The following is a 14,671-nucleotide window of genomic DNA, read 5'->3' as shown; positions in this document are numbered from 1 at the left end:
AGCGTGGTGAGACGATGATCATTTATTTACACGGTTTTGACTCAAACAGTCCTGGTAATCATGAGAAAGTGCTGCAATTGCAGTTTATCGATCCGGATGTCCGGCTGATCAGTTACAGCACACGTCATCCGAAGCATGACATGCAGCATCTGCTTAAAGAAGTGGATAAAATGTTGCAGCTCAATATCGACGATCGCCCGCTGATCTGCGGCGTGGGGTTAGGAGGATACTGGGCAGAGCGCATCGGTTTTTTGTGCGATATCCGTCAGGTCATTTTTAATCCTAACCTCTTTCCGAACGAAAACATGGAAGGCAAAATCGATCGCCCGGAGGAGTACGCCGACATCGCAACTAAATGCGTGAGCAATTTCCGTGAAAAGAACCGCGATCGGTGTCTGGTGATCCTTTCCCGCAACGATGAAGCGCTGAACAGCTCCCGCGCCGCCGAGCTTCTGCACCATTACTACGAAATTGTCTGGGACGAAGAGCAGACCCACAAGTTCAAAAACATTTCCCCGCACTTGCAGCGTATTAAAGCCTTTAAAACGCTGGGCTGATCTCCCTGAACCTGATAAAGGCCCGGTACGTGAAAGCGTACCAGGCCTCTTTTTTGTCAGAGTTGTCTACTTTTAAACCATCAAAACTTGATACATATCAATTTTGGTATGACCAATGCGCCTGACGTGCTATTCTCAATGAATCTGAATGGTTTCAGCGCAGTAACCTGTTGTTAATTAAGGGTTATTTATATAACTTTTAATTAACAATTGGTTAATAATTTGAGGGGGTCACGTTGACTACGCCATTGAAAAAGATAGTGATTGTCGGCGGTGGTGCTGGCGGACTGGAGCTCGCGACACAGCTGGGTAAGAAGCTGGGTCGCGGTAAGAAAGCCAAAATCACGCTGGTGGATCGTAACCACAGTCATCTGTGGAAGCCGTTACTGCACGAAGTGGCGACCGGGTCGCTGGATGAGGGCGTGGATGCGCTGAGCTATCTGGCGCATGCGCGTAACCACCACTTCCAGTTCCAGCTGGGTTCGGTGGTGGATATCAATCGTGAAAACAAAACCATCACGCTGGCTGAGCTGCGTGATGATAAAGGCGAGTTGCTGGTTCCTGAGCGCAAGCTGGCCTATGACACGCTGGTGATGGCCCTGGGCAGTACCTCCAATGATTTCAACACCCCAGGCGTAAAAGAGCACTGCATCTTCCTGGATAACCCGCATCAGGCGCGTCGTTTCCATCAGGAGATGCTTAACCTGTTCCTGAAGTACACCAATAACATGGGTGCTAACGGCAAGGTCAACATTGCTATCGTGGGCGGCGGCGCAACGGGCGTTGAATTATCGGCGGAGTTGCACAATGCGGTCAAACAGCTGCACAGCTACGGCTACAAAGGGCTGACTAACGAAGCGCTGAATGTGACGCTGGTGGAAGCAGGTGAACGTATTCTGCCTGCGCTGCCGCCGCGTATTTCCGGCGCGGCGCACAACGAGCTGACCAAACTGGGCGTGCGCGTGCTGACCCAGACCATGGTGACCAGCGCGGATGAGGGCGGCCTGCATACCAAAGACGGCGAATATATCCAGGCCGACCTGATGGTTTGGGCTGCGGGGATCAAAGCGCCTGATTTCATGAAAGATATCGGTGGGCTGGAGACGAACCGCATTAACCAGCTGGTGACAGAGCCGACGCTGCAAACCACGCGCGATCCGGACATCTTCGCCATTGGCGACTGTGCCTCCTGCGCACGTCCGGAAGGCGGATTTGTACCGCCTCGCGCTCAGGCCGCGCACCAGATGGCAAGCCTCGTGCTGCATAACATCCTGGCGCAGATGAAAGGCAAACCGATGAAAGCCTATGTCTACAAAGACCACGGCTCTCTGGTGTCGCTCTCAAACTTCTCCACCGTGGGCAGTCTGATGGGTAACCTGATGCGCGGCTCCATGATGGTGGAAGGGCGCATCGCCCGCTTCGTGTACATTTCTCTGTACCGTATGCACCAGATTGCGCTGCACGGCTACTTCAAAACCGGCCTGATGATGCTGGTTGGCCGCATCAACCGCGTGATCCGTCCACGCCTGAAGCTGCACTAATTTCTCTCTCCCTCCGGGCCCTCCGGAGGGAATTCTTAGCACATCATGCTGTGCATTTCCCTCCTGACGCTTAAGAGTTCTCTTAAACCCACGTTGTCCCGGTCAACAGCCCTGATTTTGATCCTTTATCTTATTGGCGAAGCGTTTATTGCGCTGCAAAATTGCTACCAATTGCAACAAAGGAGGAAGTCCCGTGAATAAATCAATGTTGGCGGGTATAGGGATTGGCGTCGCAGCTGCGTTAGGTGTGGCTGCCGTTGCCAGTCTGAACGTACTTGATCGTGGCCCGCAGTATGCGCAGGTGGTTTCCGCTACACCGATCAAAGAGACGGTCAAGACGCCTCGTCAGGAGTGCCGTAATGTTTCTGTCACCCACCGTCGTCCGGTTCAGGATGAAAACCGTATCGCTGGCTCCGTGCTGGGCGCGGTTGCTGGTGGGGTGATTGGTCATCAGTTTGGTGGCGGCCGTGGTAAGGATGTCGCGACGGTGGTTGGTGCGCTGGGTGGCGGTTATGCCGGTAACCAGGTACAGGGCGCGATGCAGGAAAATGATACCTACACCACAACGCAGCAGCGCTGTAAAACCGTGTATGACAAGTCTGAAAAAATGTTGGGCTACGACGTAACCTACAAAATTGGCGATCAGCAGGGCAAAATCCGCATGGATAAAGATCCTGGCACGCAGATCCCTCTCGACAGCAACGGTCAGCTGATACTGAATAACAAAGTGTAAAAAAGATGTTCTCTGAACTTAGCTCCTCATGCGCTCAGGCTGAGGAGCTTTTTTTTTGCGTCAGAGTTTAAGAAGTTCAGGCCACAGGCGCAGCGTTGTTTGCGTAATCCCCTGCAATTTTTCCAGCGTCGCGCCTTCACGGGCGCTGATGGACATCCCCTGTAAAATACAGCTCAGATACTGGGAAAGCTCCTGCGGACGGCAATGCGCCGGTATTTCGCCGCGCTGCTGACGCTGAGCCAGAAACGTGCTGAGCGTCTCCTCCTGCATCGCATGTCGCGATTTGACCGTGTTGGCAATCTCTTTAGACGATGCCGCGAGGGTCGCGGAGGTGTTGATCATAAAACAGCCCGCAGGCGTGTCCTTGCTGGTATAGCAGGTCGCGATTGCCGTGAAATAATCCTGCAATGCCTGCTCAACCGTTTTTTCTTCGCAGAACAGCTGGGCTTCATGTTTTGCCGCGAAGCGCGCGATGTATCTGTCCAGAACGGCCCGGAATAAGCCTTCTTTGTTGGTGAACTCTGCGTACAGGGTAGGGGCTTTCGCGCCCGTTGCTTCCACGAGATCGGAAAGCGACGTGGCTTCATACCCATGCTGCCAGAAGAGCGTCATGGCCTTATCGAGCGCCGCATCCCTGTCGAACACTTTTGGTCGGCCACGGCTTTTCTTCGCGCAACGCGTGACATCGGTTGTCATGTGCCGTTGGTCCTCTGTTGTTTTGTTGAATAGTCATTATAAAAATAAACGTCTGCAACGACCAGCGGTGATTTCTGAAAAATAATTTAATTTTATCTTTATGAAATATAAGGCAAATGAAATTAATTTAACGACCATTATAAAAATGGGTTGACGTGTGACCTGGATCACATCTATCATTTACCTATCGATCGTTAACTAAATAACTAACGACCACTACATCATCTGCCTAAAGGTATAAAATCATGAAAAACGTTAAAACCCTCATCGCTGCCGCCGTTCTGAGTTCACTCTCTTTCGCAAGCTTCGCTGCTGTTGAAGTGCAATCCACGCCAGCAGACCAGCAGAAAGTCGGTACCATCTCTGCCACTGCCGGGACTAATCTGGGCTCTCTGGAAGATCAGCTGGCACAAAAAGCTGACGAAATGGGTGCGAAATCATTCCGCATCACCTCTGTGACCGGTCCTAACACCCTGCACGGTACCGCTGTTATCTACAAATAAGCGTAACGCAACCCTCCGTTATGCCACTGCAATAAAAAACGCCCTGCTGATGCAGGGCGTTTGTCGTTATTACTGCTTTACATTGATTGCTGAGCAACCTCATGATGCCGCGTGACATCGGTTGGCATCCCCGAGCGCGCTTCCATCGCCCGCTCCATCACCGCGCCATCGGTATTGGCATTCGTTTTAAAGCTCACCATCGAGGCATTCAGATTAATCGGCAGCGTCTGCGGATCGTCATTGATGTTTTTCGATAGCGGCTGGTGGATCTCAACCAGACGGACGCCACCCGGCTCTTCAGACACTTTAATCGGCGTATTAATGATATTCACTTTCGTGCCAGGGGCGATCACGCGGTAGAGCGTTTTGATATCGTCATCGCGCAGGCGAATGCAGCCGGAGCTGACGCGCATCCCGATCCCGAAATCCGCATTCGTTCCGTGCAGAAGATAAACCCCACCGTATGCCGCCAGGCGAATCGCATGGTGCCCCATCGGATTATCCGGGCCAGCAGGCACCACGGCAGGCAGGTCGATACCTTGAGCTTTATAACGGGCGCGAATGTTTGCCGTCGGGGTCCAGGTTGGATTAGCGCGCTTATCAGAGACGGTGGTGACCATGGTAGGCGTGAGCGTATCGCCCCCCAACTGACCAATACCGATAGGGTAGACGGTCACTTCGTTCTTGCCCGGCGGGTAGTAATACAGACGCAGCTCGGCGAGGTTAATCACAATGCCCTGACGCGGCGCGTCCGGCAGGATGGTTTGCAGCGGAATCGTCAGTACGCTGCCTGCCCGGGGCACGTATGGATCTACGCCCGGGTTGGCCTGCAACAGCGCCAGGAACCCGACGTTATATTTTTTGGCAATCGCTTCCAGCGAACCGCCATCGTTTTCAACCACGTGAAAGCGGTTTTCACCTACGACATTGCTGCCGGCAGGCGGAAGAGGCCAGGTATTGGCGCGAGCAGGGAGCGCGACGGCAACCGTCGCGGCCAGCGCAAACAGAGTTAACCAGCGGGTAAAACGCGAAGAAATCATCATTATCATAATCCATACAAATGATAAGGTTATTGTTTTATAAGGCGTTAATGATAATTATGGCGAATGTATAGTCGGGAAGTTCGGGCGAAGTGCAAAGAGTTTGTAAATTGTCCCCCCGCCAGCCGGGCGCTGGCGGGGGATACCGTTATGCGATGGCGTTCTCTTCCAGCTGACGCATAAAGTTACGCACCCAGTCCATGCGGGTTTTACGTTCCGTCAGATCCTGCGTAAATTTCAGACGCGTCGGGCCATCAAGACGGAAATGCTGCGGCTGTTTTTGCAGGAGGCCAATCAGCCACATCGGATCGACGTGGTTCTTCTCGGCAAACTCAATGACGCCGCCTTTCTCATTGCCTTCAAGCTTGCGAATGCCCAGCTTCTGCGCCTGCTGACGCAGGCGGGCAATATCCAGCAGGTTGCGCGCCGCATCGGGCAATATCCCAAAACGGTCAATCAGTTCGACTTTGATCTCTTCCAGCTCGCCTTCGCTTTTCGCGCTGGCAATGCGTTTGTAGAACGACAGACGGGTATTCACGTCAGGAATAAAATCATCCGGCAGCAGAGAAGGCATGCGCAGTTCCACTTCGGTCTGCTGGCTGGTGAGATCTTCCAGAGACGGTTCACGTCCGGCTTTAAGCGCGTCGACGGCATTTTCCAGCAGCTCCATATACAGCGAGAAACCGATGGTTTCCATGGAGCCGCTCTGGTCTTCACCCAGCAGCTCACCGGCGCCGCGGATCTCCAGGTCGTGGGTCGCCAGCGCAAAGCCAGCACCCAGATCTTCCAGCGAGGCGATAGCTTCCAGACGCTTTTGCGCGTCGGTGGTCATCGCCTTCGGATGCGGCGTCAGCAGCCAGGCGTAGGCCTGATGGTGCGAGCGCCCGACGCGCCCGCGCAGCTGGTGCAGCTGGGCCAGGCCGAAGTGATCCGCACGTTCGATAATGATGGTGTTCGCCGTTGGAATGTCGATCCCGGTCTCAATGATGGTGGTACACACCAGCACGTTGAAACGCTGGTGGTGGAAATCGTTCATCACCCGCTCCAGCTCGCGCTCGCGCATCTGTCCGTGACCGATCGCGATGCGCGCTTCCGGTACCAGCTCTGCCAGCCTGTCGGCGGCTTTCTGAATATTTTCAACGTCGTTATACAGGTAATACACCTGGCCGCCGCGCAGCACTTCGCGCAGGATCGCCTCGCGCACCACCAGATTGTCGTACTCGCGAACAAAGGTTTTCACCGCCAGACGGCGCGCCGGTGGGGTGGCGATAATCGACAGATCGCGCATGCCGCTCATCGCCATGTTCAGGGTGCGCGGGATCGGCGTTGCGGTCAGGGTCAGAATGTCGACGTCGGCGCGCATCGCTTTGATGCGCTCTTTATGGCGCACCCCGAAGCGGTGCTCTTCATCCACGATCAGCAGCCCCAGATCTTTCCACTTCACGTCGCTTTGCAGCAGCTTGTGAGTGCCGATCAGAATATCGATTTTGCCTTCGCTTGCCTGTTCCAGGATTTGCGTCTGCTCTTTGGCGCTGCGAAAACGCGACAGCATCTCAATGCGCACCGGCCAGTTGGCGAAGCGGTCGCGGAAGTTGTCGAAGTGCTGCTGGGCGAGGAGGGTAGTCGGCACCAGCACCGCCACCTGCTTGTTGTTTTCCACCGCCAGGAAGGCGGCACGCATCGCCACTTCGGTTTTGCCGAAGCCCACGTCACCGCAGACCAAGCGGTCCATGGCCAGCGGCTGGCACATGTCGCTCAGCACGGCGTTAATGGCCTGGGCCTGATCCGGCGTAGTTTCAAACGGGAAGCTGTCGCAGAACAGCTGATACTGCTCTTTATCATGCTTAAACGCATAGCCCTCTTTGGCCGCACGCTGGGCGTAAATATCCAGCAGCTCGGCGGCCACGTCGCGTACTTTTTCCGCCGCCTTCTGGCGCGCGCGCGCCCAGGCATCGCCGCCCAGCTTATGCAGCGGCGCGTTGTCTTCCGCGCCCCCGGCGTAGCGACTGATCAGGTGCAGGGACGACACCGGCACGTACAGTTTGGCGTCGTTGGCGTAGGTCAGCATCAGGTATTCACCTTTGATGCCGCCTGCTTCGAGGGTGGTCATCCCCTGATAGCGACCCACCCCGTGTTCCAGGTGAACGATCGGCTGACCGGGGTGCAGTTCGGCCAGGTTACGGATCAGGGTGTCCGGGTTGATGGTGCGACGGCTGTCCTGACGACGGCGCGCGACGCGCTCGCCCAGCAGGTCGCTTTCACAAATCAACGCCAGGTTATTGAGCGTATCAATGAATCCGTGCTCGGCGGCGCCGATCATCAGGTAACGGCCATTTCCGGTCGCTTCGCTCAGGCGAAGAATGCGCTTCGGCGCAACTTTGATCCGTCCCAGCAGTTCGCCCAGCGCTTCACGGCGACCCTCACTTTCAACGGAGAAGACCACCGGCCCGGTGAAGGACTCAAGAAACTTGCGCAGATTATCAAGGGGGGATTTCTGCTGCGCCTGGACGGCCAGATCAGGCAGCGTCCGGAACGCGAGATTGGTGTTCGCCGCCTTCTCGGCAAGCGCGTCGGTTTTGAGCTGCATGCGCGGCCAGCGTTTCAGCTCGGCGTTGAGCTCGTCGGTACGTAGCCACAGCATTTCCGGCGGCAGCAGCGGACGCATCGGGTCAACGCCCCGGTTTTCAAAGCGGGCGCGCGTTTCGCTTTCAAAGCGGCTGGCACTGGCGTCGATATCCCCGGTGTTAACAATCAGCGTATTCGCCGGGAAGTAGCTGAACAGCGCCGGCAGCGGTTCGTTAAAGAACAGGGGCTGCCAGTACTCGATCCCGGCCGGAAGGGTGCCCTTGCTGACTTGCTGGTAGATATGTTCGGCATCGCGCTTCACGTCGAACCTGTCGCGCCACTGGCTGCGGAACAGCTCGATGGCGGTTTTATCCGTCGGGAACTCATGGGCGGGCAGTAGGTTAATGGAGTCCACTTCCTCCAGCGTGCGCTGGGTGTCAGCGTCGAACACGCGCAGGCTGTCGATCTCATCATCAAAGAAATCCAGACGATATGGCCGATCGCTGCCCATCGGATAGAGATCCAGCAGCGCACCGCGCGTCGCATATTCGCCGTGCTCCATCACCTGGTCGACATGTCGATAGCCGGCTCCGTCCAGCTGCACGCGCAGGGCATCGCGCGACAGGCGCTGGCCTTTTTTCATCACCAGCGCATGGCCGTGCAAATAGCTGTGCGGACAGACGCGCTGCATCAGGGTATTCACCGGCACAATCAGCACGCCGCGCTGCATGGTGGGAAGCTGATACAGCGTCGACAGGCGCGAAGAGATGATCTCCTGGTGCGGAGAAAAACTGTCGTAGGGAAGCGTTTCCCAGTCGGCCAGGCTGAATACCAGACTGTCGGTGAACTGACGAATTTCATCGTGCAGGCGCAGGGCGTTTTGCATGTCCGGGGCAACCAGCACCACCGGCCCAGGATGCCGCTCAGCAATTTCCGCCACCAGGGTGGCGCAGGCCGCGCCCGTGAGTTCGCCCAGCTGGCGCTGGTCGCCCGCTTTGACAGGCAAGGAGTAACGATAGTGTTCAGGCATGGCTATGTCAGAGTCTCTTGGGGATATACCAACAGTATTGGGGCATATCACTGATACGCAATGTCTTTATTATCCTCGATCGTTTTACATAAGCAAATCGTAACCGCACAAGAGGGAAAGTGCCCCCGGATGGGTAGAGGGTTCCTCAGTAATTTGAAAGCAGAAGCAATAACGTTGTCTTCAGACTAACTGAGGGCTTTCAGCGATGCCCTGGTCCGGCTGTAAATCGCTGAGGCGTTTCCTGAAGGCCGGGGCGAGGCGCAGGGATGCGCCGAGAGGGCGTGGCCTGCATGGATGCAGGCTCATGCCCGACCCGATAGCCGGAAGGAATAAGCCGAGGGTATCGCGAAGCGACGATTTACCGCCGGGAGCCCGGGTTGCCAGGGTGGTGGCGACTGAGCCACCCTGGCACGTTCACCGCTCGTGCGGTTATAGAATAGCAAGGAATATAAGGTGAACGGAACGAGCACCACAGCTGTATGTTCACCCTCACCCCAGCCCTCTCCCATAGGGAGAGGGAGCCGTCTGTGCAGGCCTTATTTTGTAGTCCGCATGGGACAGGGTTAGTTAGCGGGTCGTGGGCACGGGCGAAAGCCGCGCGGGAGGGGAGAAGAAAAGATCGCCAAAGAGGGCGGTCGAGAGCTTACGTGCCCCCAGCCCAACCAGCGTGCAGACGAGCAGGCTGATAAACGGGTAGACCAGAATCAGCGTTAACTCCGCCCAGATCGGCCAGTACGCCGCATTCATTTCGCGGATCATGAGCAGGCTAAACGCCTCAATTAAAATGCGGTGGGTGGTATAAATCGCGATGGTGTTTGAACCGATGACGTTCAGCAGGTTATTGGGATGAACGGCATAACGCTGCTCGAAGCTGTAAAAGAGCTTCATGATAACTACGATTGACAGCAGAGAGAGCGGCAGAGGGACATTAGCGAACCACAGCACCACCGACACCGCACCAGAGGCGATGAGTATCAGACAGCTGCGGCGCAAATTCATCCCTTTCATCCACGCCATCAACTGCGCGCCGTACCATGCGCCGAGGCTGTAGTAGACCATGTTGCGCACCACGCTGTTCATTCCCCACCACGGTAACGGCAGGAAGTTGATGGCGATGCTTGCCAGCGCCAGAAGCCCCAGCATCGGCAGTTTCCAGCGGCTCAGCAGCTTACAGAGCGTAAAGTAGACCACTAAGGCGTACAAATACCATAGGCTGGTGCTGGCCGTGAGCATTCCCCGTACAAACCCTGAAACGGAATCGGCGTAGGCCGCATTGGATGCTGTCGCCAGCTCTCGCTCGGGGGCGAGCCAGGCATTCAGATGAGTCAGCGCCTGCCATTGCAGGACGCCCCACAGGGCCAAAACCCAGACAATGCTCCAGATCCGCTTGTCGAGACTGGTGCGCCAGTTCACCTCGTCAATATATCGACGGATCAAATAGCCGGAGATAAAGAAAAACACCGGCATACGGAACGGGGCAAGGTAAAGATTAAAGTAGACCCAGCATTTGGCGAGCAGGCCCGATAACGGATGCTGTAGCCCGTCCAGGTGAGGATAAAAGGTGATCACCGAGTGGTAAATCACCACCAGGCAGATGCACAGACCTTTTATCTGGTTAATCCATAATGCTTTTTGTTTCATTGTGCGTGACGACCTTGTTGCCATAAACGAAAGGACGATTGTTGTAAAATGAAACCCTGATGTAACGGGTAACAGTCTGTATCAGGACGATTTTCGGAAAAGGTGGAGGCTGTCTGGCGGAAGTTCAGTCAGTAGCATGATGATTTATCTGAATTTTTCGGAAAAATGATTACCGAATCTTACGGTTTCAGTCATTTACGCTTAGCGGATTCGCTTATATACTCGTGGGTCTGCTATCAGCAAACAGACGGATTTCATGTATCAACCTGTCGCACTCTTTATAGGCTTACGTTACATGCGTGGGCGCGCCGCGGACCGCTTCGGTCGCTTTGTCTCCTGGCTTTCGACTATTGGCATTACGCTTGGCGTGATGGCACTGGTGACGGTGCTTTCCGTCATGAACGGCTTCGAGCGCGAGCTGCAAAACAATATCCTGGGGCTGATGCCGCAGGCCGTTCTCTCTTCCACTCAGGGTTCCGTTAATCCGCAACAGCTGCCGGAAAGCGCGGTGAAGTTACAGGGTGTCACGCGCGTTGCGCCGCTCACGACGGGCGATGTGGTGCTGCAAAGCGCCCGTAGCGTGGCGGTCGGGGTGATGCTGGGTATCGATCCGGCGCAAAAAGATCCGCTGACGCCGTTCCTGGTCAATGTGAAACAAACCGACCTGGAAGCGGGTAAATACAACGTCATCCTCGGCGAGCAGCTTGCCGGGCAGCTCGGGGTCAACCGTGGCGATCAGCTGCGTGTGATGGTGCCGTCAGCCAGTCAGTTTACGCCGATGGGGCGTCTGCCAAGCCAGCGCCTGTTCAACGTGATTGGCACGTTTGCGGCGAACAGCGAAGTCGATGGTTACCAGATGCTGGTTAACATTCAGGACGCCTCGCGTCTGATGCGCTACCCGGCGGGAAATATCACCGGCTGGCGTCTGTGGCTTGATGCGCCGCTGAAGGTGGATACCCTTAGCCAGCAGACGCTACCGGAAGGGACGAAATGGCAGGACTGGCGCGACCGGAAGGGCGAACTGTTCCAGGCCGTGCGCATGGAGAAAAACATGATGGGGCTGCTGCTGAGCCTGATCGTGGCCGTTGCCGCGTTTAATATCATCACCTCGCTCGGGCTGATGGTGATGGAGAAGCAAGGCGAAGTTGCCATTCTGCAAACTCAGGGGCTGACTCCGCGCCAGATCATGGCGGTATTTATGGTCCAGGGCGCCAGCGCCGGCATCATCGGCGCGCTGCTCGGCGCGGCGCTGGGGGCGCTGCTCGCCAGCCAGCTCAACAATCTCATGCCGATTATTGGCGCGCTGCTTGATGGCGCGGCGCTGCCGGTGGCAATCGAGCCGCTCCAGGTGGTCGGTATTGCGCTGGCCGCGATGGCCATTGCGCTGCTTTCTACGCTTTATCCTTCCTGGCGGGCTGCCGCCACTCAACCCGCTGAGGCTTTACGTTATGAATAAGATCCTGTTGCAGTGCGACAACCTGTCCAAACGCTATCAGGAAGGCACTGTGCAGACCGAGGTGTTGCACAATGTGAGTTTTAGCGTGGGTGAAGGCGAGATGATGGCGATTGTCGGCAGCTCCGGTTCCGGTAAAAGTACGTTGCTGCATCTGCTTGGCGGGCTGGACACGCCAACCGAAGGCGATGTGATCTTCTCCGGGCAGCCGCTGAGTAAAATGTCGTCTACGGCGAAAGCCGAGCTGCGTAACCGCGAGCTGGGCTTTATCTATCAGTTCCACCATCTGCTGCCGGACTTTACGGCGCTGGAAAACGTCGCAATGCCGCTGCTGATTGGTAAAAAGAAACCCGCGGAAATTAATGCCCGCGCCAGCGACATGCTAAAAGCGGTAGGGCTGGGTCATCGCGGGAATCACCGTCCGTCTGAGCTTTCCGGCGGTGAGCGTCAGCGTGTGGCCATCGCCCGTGCGCTGGTCAACAACCCGCGCCTGGTGCTGGCGGATGAACCGACAGGTAACCTCGATGCGCGTAACGCAGACAGCATTTTCCAGCTTCTCGGCGAACTGAACGCCGCGCAGGGAACCGCGTTTCTGGTGGTCACCCACGATTTACAACTGGCTAAGCGGATGGGGCGTCAGCTGGAAATGCGCGACGGTCGTCTGAATGCTGAACTGACGCTGATGGGAGCGGAGTAATGGCTTCACCGTTATCGTTACTCATCGGGTTACGCTTTAGCCGCGGTCGTCGCCGGAGCGGGATGGTATCCCTTATCTCCGTGATCTCCACCATCGGTATCGCCCTGGGCGTGGCGGTGTTGATCGTGGGCTTAAGCGCCATGAACGGCTTTGAGCGTGAACTGAATAACCGCATTCTGGCCGTTGTCCCCCACGGTGAAATCGAGCCGGTTAACCAGCCGTGGTCCAGCTGGCGTGATGCCCTTAACAAAGTGGAAAAGGTGCCCGGCATTGCGGCGGCTGCACCTTACATCAACTTTACCGGGCTGGTAGAGAGCGGGGTAAACCTGCGCGCCATTCAGGTGAAAGGGGTAAATCCTCGTCAGGAAGAGCGTCTGAGCGCGCTGCCGCGCTATGTGCAAAATGGCGCATGGGCAAACTTTAAGGCTGGCGAGCAGCAGATCATCATGGGCAAAGGCGTTGCCGATGCGCTGAAGGTGAAGCAGGGCGACTGGGTCTCGATCATGATCCCGAACGCCAGCGCTGATCACAAATTGCAGCAGCCTAAGCGCGTACGTCTGCACGTCACCGGTATTTTGCAGCTGAGCGGCCAGCTCGACCACAGCTTCGCGATGGTGCCGCTGGAAGATGCGCGCCAGTATCTGGATATGAGCGACAGCGTGACGGGCATTGCCATTAAGGTTAACGACGTCTTCAACGCCAATAAACTGGTGCGTGACGCTGGCAGCGTGACCAATAACTATGTCTACATCAAAAGCTGGATCGGCACTTACGGGTATATGTACCGTGATATCCAGATGATCCGCGCGATTATGTATCTGGCGATGGTGCTGGTGATCGGGGTGGCGTGTTTTAATATCGTCTCGACGCTGGTCATGGCCGTTAAGGATAAGAGCGGCGACATCGCCGTGCTGCGTACCTTAGGGGCGAAAGACGGTCTTATTCGCGCCATCTTCGTCTGGTACGGTTTGCTGGCGGGGCTGTTTGGCAGCCTCTGCGGCGTGGCGATCGGCGTGGTGGTTTCCCTTCAGCTGACGCCGATTATCAACGGGATTGAAGCGCTTATTGGCCATCAGTTCCTGTCAGGCGATATCTATTTTATTGACTTCCTGCCGTCTGAACTGCACTGGCTGGACGTTATTTATGTGCTGGTTACAGCACTTTTACTGAGTCTGCTGGCAAGCTGGTATCCGGCGCGTCGCGCAAGCCGAATTGATCCGGCGAGGGTATTAAGTGGCCAGTAATTTCGTCATGGTTTAGCGGTCTTTTGGCCGCTGAATCAAACAGAGGAATGCATCATGTATTACGGATTTGATATTGGCGGCACCAAGATTGCGCTCGGCGTGTTCGATAAAGACCTTAAGCTACAATGGGAAACCCGCGTACCCACGCCGCGCGAAAGCTACGATGAATTTTTAACCGCCATTGCCGCGCTGGTGGCGCAAGCGGATGAACGCTTTGGCGTCAAAGGCAGCGTCGGCATTGGTATTCCGGGTATGCCCGAAACCGACGATGGCACGCTGTATGCCGCCAACGTTCCTGCTGCCAGCGGCAAACCGCTGCGTGCCGATCTTTCTGCTCTCCTTGAGCGCGACGTGCGCTTAGACAACGATGCCAACTGTTTTGCTCTCTCAGAGGCCTGGGACGACGAGTTTCGTCGCTATCCGCTGGTTATGGGGCTGATCCTCGGAACCGGCGTGGGGGGCGGGATAGTCATTAACGGTAAGCCCATTACCGGGCGCAGCTACATTACCGGCGAATTTGGTCATATCCGTCTGCCGGTGGATGCGTTGGATGTTGTCGGACGTGATTTCCCGTTGATCCGCTGCGGTTGTGGTCAGCACGGCTGTATTGAGAGTTACCTTTCAGGCCGTGGGTTTGCATGGCTTTATGAACACTTCTATCATCAGAAACATGACGCCCCCCAAATCATTACCCTGTGGGAACAAGGGGATGCGCAGGCGCGAGAGCACGTTGAACGCTATCTCGACCTGCTGGCCGTGTGCCTGGGGAATATCCTGACCATCGTCGATCCGGATCTGCTGGTGATCGGGGGAGGGCTGTCAAATTTCACTGCGATTACGGAACAGTTGTCCGGGCGTCTGCCCCGACATTTATTGCCGGTCGCCCGCGTGCCGCGCATTGAGCGTGCGCGACACGGGGACGCAGGAGGCATGCGCGGAGCCGCATTCCTTCATCTCACCGATTAGTTTAC

General features: G+C 56.1%; 12 protein-coding genes. 8 read left to right on the top strand and 4 right to left on the bottom strand.

All coding sequences use genetic code 11. The features are described from left to right. Positions 1–14 precede the first annotated feature (14 nt). From ycfP to SK58_RS15260, 3 genes are all read left to right on the top strand, one after another. Positions 15–557: an alpha/beta hydrolase YcfP gene (gene ycfP, locus SK58_RS15270; protein ID WP_006809239.1), complete on the top strand. Its 543-nt coding sequence runs from the start codon at positions 15–17 to the stop codon at positions 555–557. 236 nt (positions 558–793) lie between these two features. Then, a complete protein-coding gene (locus SK58_RS15265; RefSeq protein WP_017693633.1) occupies positions 794–2,098 on the top strand; it encodes an NAD(P)/FAD-dependent oxidoreductase in 1,305 nt (434 codons plus the stop codon). A 193-nt stretch (positions 2,099–2,291) separates the two neighbouring features. Next, the gene (locus SK58_RS15260; protein WP_017384715.1) at positions 2,292–2,831 is read left to right on the top strand and encodes a glycine zipper 2TM domain-containing protein; all 540 of its coding nucleotides are present in this window, start codon (positions 2,292–2,294) and stop codon (positions 2,829–2,831) included. Between the two features lie 60 nt (positions 2,832–2,891). Here the strand turns inward: SK58_RS15260 and SK58_RS15255 are convergent, their stop codons facing one another. After that, the gene (locus SK58_RS15255) at positions 2,892–3,527 is read right to left on the bottom strand and encodes a TetR/AcrR family transcriptional regulator (protein WP_015570813.1); all 636 of its coding nucleotides are present in this window, start codon (positions 3,525–3,527) and stop codon (positions 2,892–2,894) included. Between the two features lie 245 nt (positions 3,528–3,772). On the opposite strand from SK58_RS15255, the gene bhsA reads away from it, so the two are divergent. Next, positions 3,773–4,030 (top strand): multiple stress resistance protein BhsA, encoded by a 258-nt coding sequence (gene bhsA, locus SK58_RS15250; RefSeq protein ID WP_006809234.1) that lies wholly within the window; start codon positions 3,773–3,775, stop codon positions 4,028–4,030. Positions 4,031–4,107: 77 nt separating this feature from the next. Here the strand turns inward: bhsA and SK58_RS15245 are convergent, their stop codons facing one another. The 3 genes from SK58_RS15245 to SK58_RS15235 all read right to left on the bottom strand — a co-directional run bounded on the left by SK58_RS15245 (position 4,108) and on the right by SK58_RS15235 (position 10,306). Beyond that, a complete protein-coding gene (locus tag SK58_RS15245) occupies positions 4,108–5,073 on the bottom strand; it encodes a L,D-transpeptidase LdtC (RefSeq protein ID WP_023303432.1) in 966 nt (321 codons plus the stop codon). Positions 5,074–5,218: 145 nt separating this feature from the next. Next, positions 5,219–8,665, bottom strand: a complete 3,447-nt coding sequence (gene mfd / locus SK58_RS15240; protein WP_017693631.1) for a transcription-repair coupling factor — start codon at positions 8,663–8,665, stop codon at positions 5,219–5,221. Between the two features lie 567 nt (positions 8,666–9,232). After that, a complete protein-coding gene (locus SK58_RS15235) occupies positions 9,233–10,306 on the bottom strand; it encodes an acyltransferase family protein (RefSeq protein ID WP_048220175.1) in 1,074 nt (357 codons plus the stop codon). A gap of 256 nt (positions 10,307–10,562) precedes the next feature. Between SK58_RS15235 and lolC the strand changes: the two genes are divergently transcribed. Genes lolC through nagK form a run of 4 tightly spaced genes read left to right on the top strand, consistent with a single transcriptional unit; the run spans position 10,563 to position 14,666 of the window. Beyond that, positions 10,563–11,762 (top strand): lipoprotein-releasing ABC transporter permease subunit LolC, encoded by a 1,200-nt coding sequence (lolC, locus tag SK58_RS15230; RefSeq protein WP_017384712.1) that lies wholly within the window; start codon positions 10,563–10,565, stop codon positions 11,760–11,762. Next, a complete protein-coding gene (gene lolD, locus SK58_RS15225) occupies positions 11,755–12,456 on the top strand; it encodes a lipoprotein-releasing ABC transporter ATP-binding protein LolD (protein WP_045329631.1) in 702 nt (233 codons plus the stop codon). The genes lolC and lolD overlap by 8 nt, the downstream gene beginning before the upstream one ends. Next, on the top strand, positions 12,456–13,700 hold the full coding sequence (lolE, locus tag SK58_RS15220) for a lipoprotein-releasing ABC transporter permease subunit LolE (protein WP_017384711.1): 1,245 nt from the start codon (positions 12,456–12,458) through the stop codon (positions 13,698–13,700). Before lolD ends, lolE begins: the two co-directional genes overlap by 1 nt. A gap of 54 nt (positions 13,701–13,754) precedes the next feature. Continuing rightward, complete coding sequence (nagK, locus tag SK58_RS15215) at positions 13,755–14,666, top strand: N-acetylglucosamine kinase (protein WP_032670943.1); 912 nt, start codon at positions 13,755–13,757, stop codon at positions 14,664–14,666. Positions 14,667–14,671: the final 5 nt, after the last annotated feature.

Origin of the sequence: Enterobacter sp. BIDMC93 (assembly GCF_001037805.1) — a bacterium.
In the GTDB taxonomy this organism is placed as follows: Bacteria; Pseudomonadota; Gammaproteobacteria; order Enterobacterales; family Enterobacteriaceae; genus Enterobacter; species Enterobacter hormaechei_C.
The sequence above is the reverse complement of the archived record's forward strand: the minus strand, read 5'-3'. Positions and strand labels throughout refer to the sequence as shown.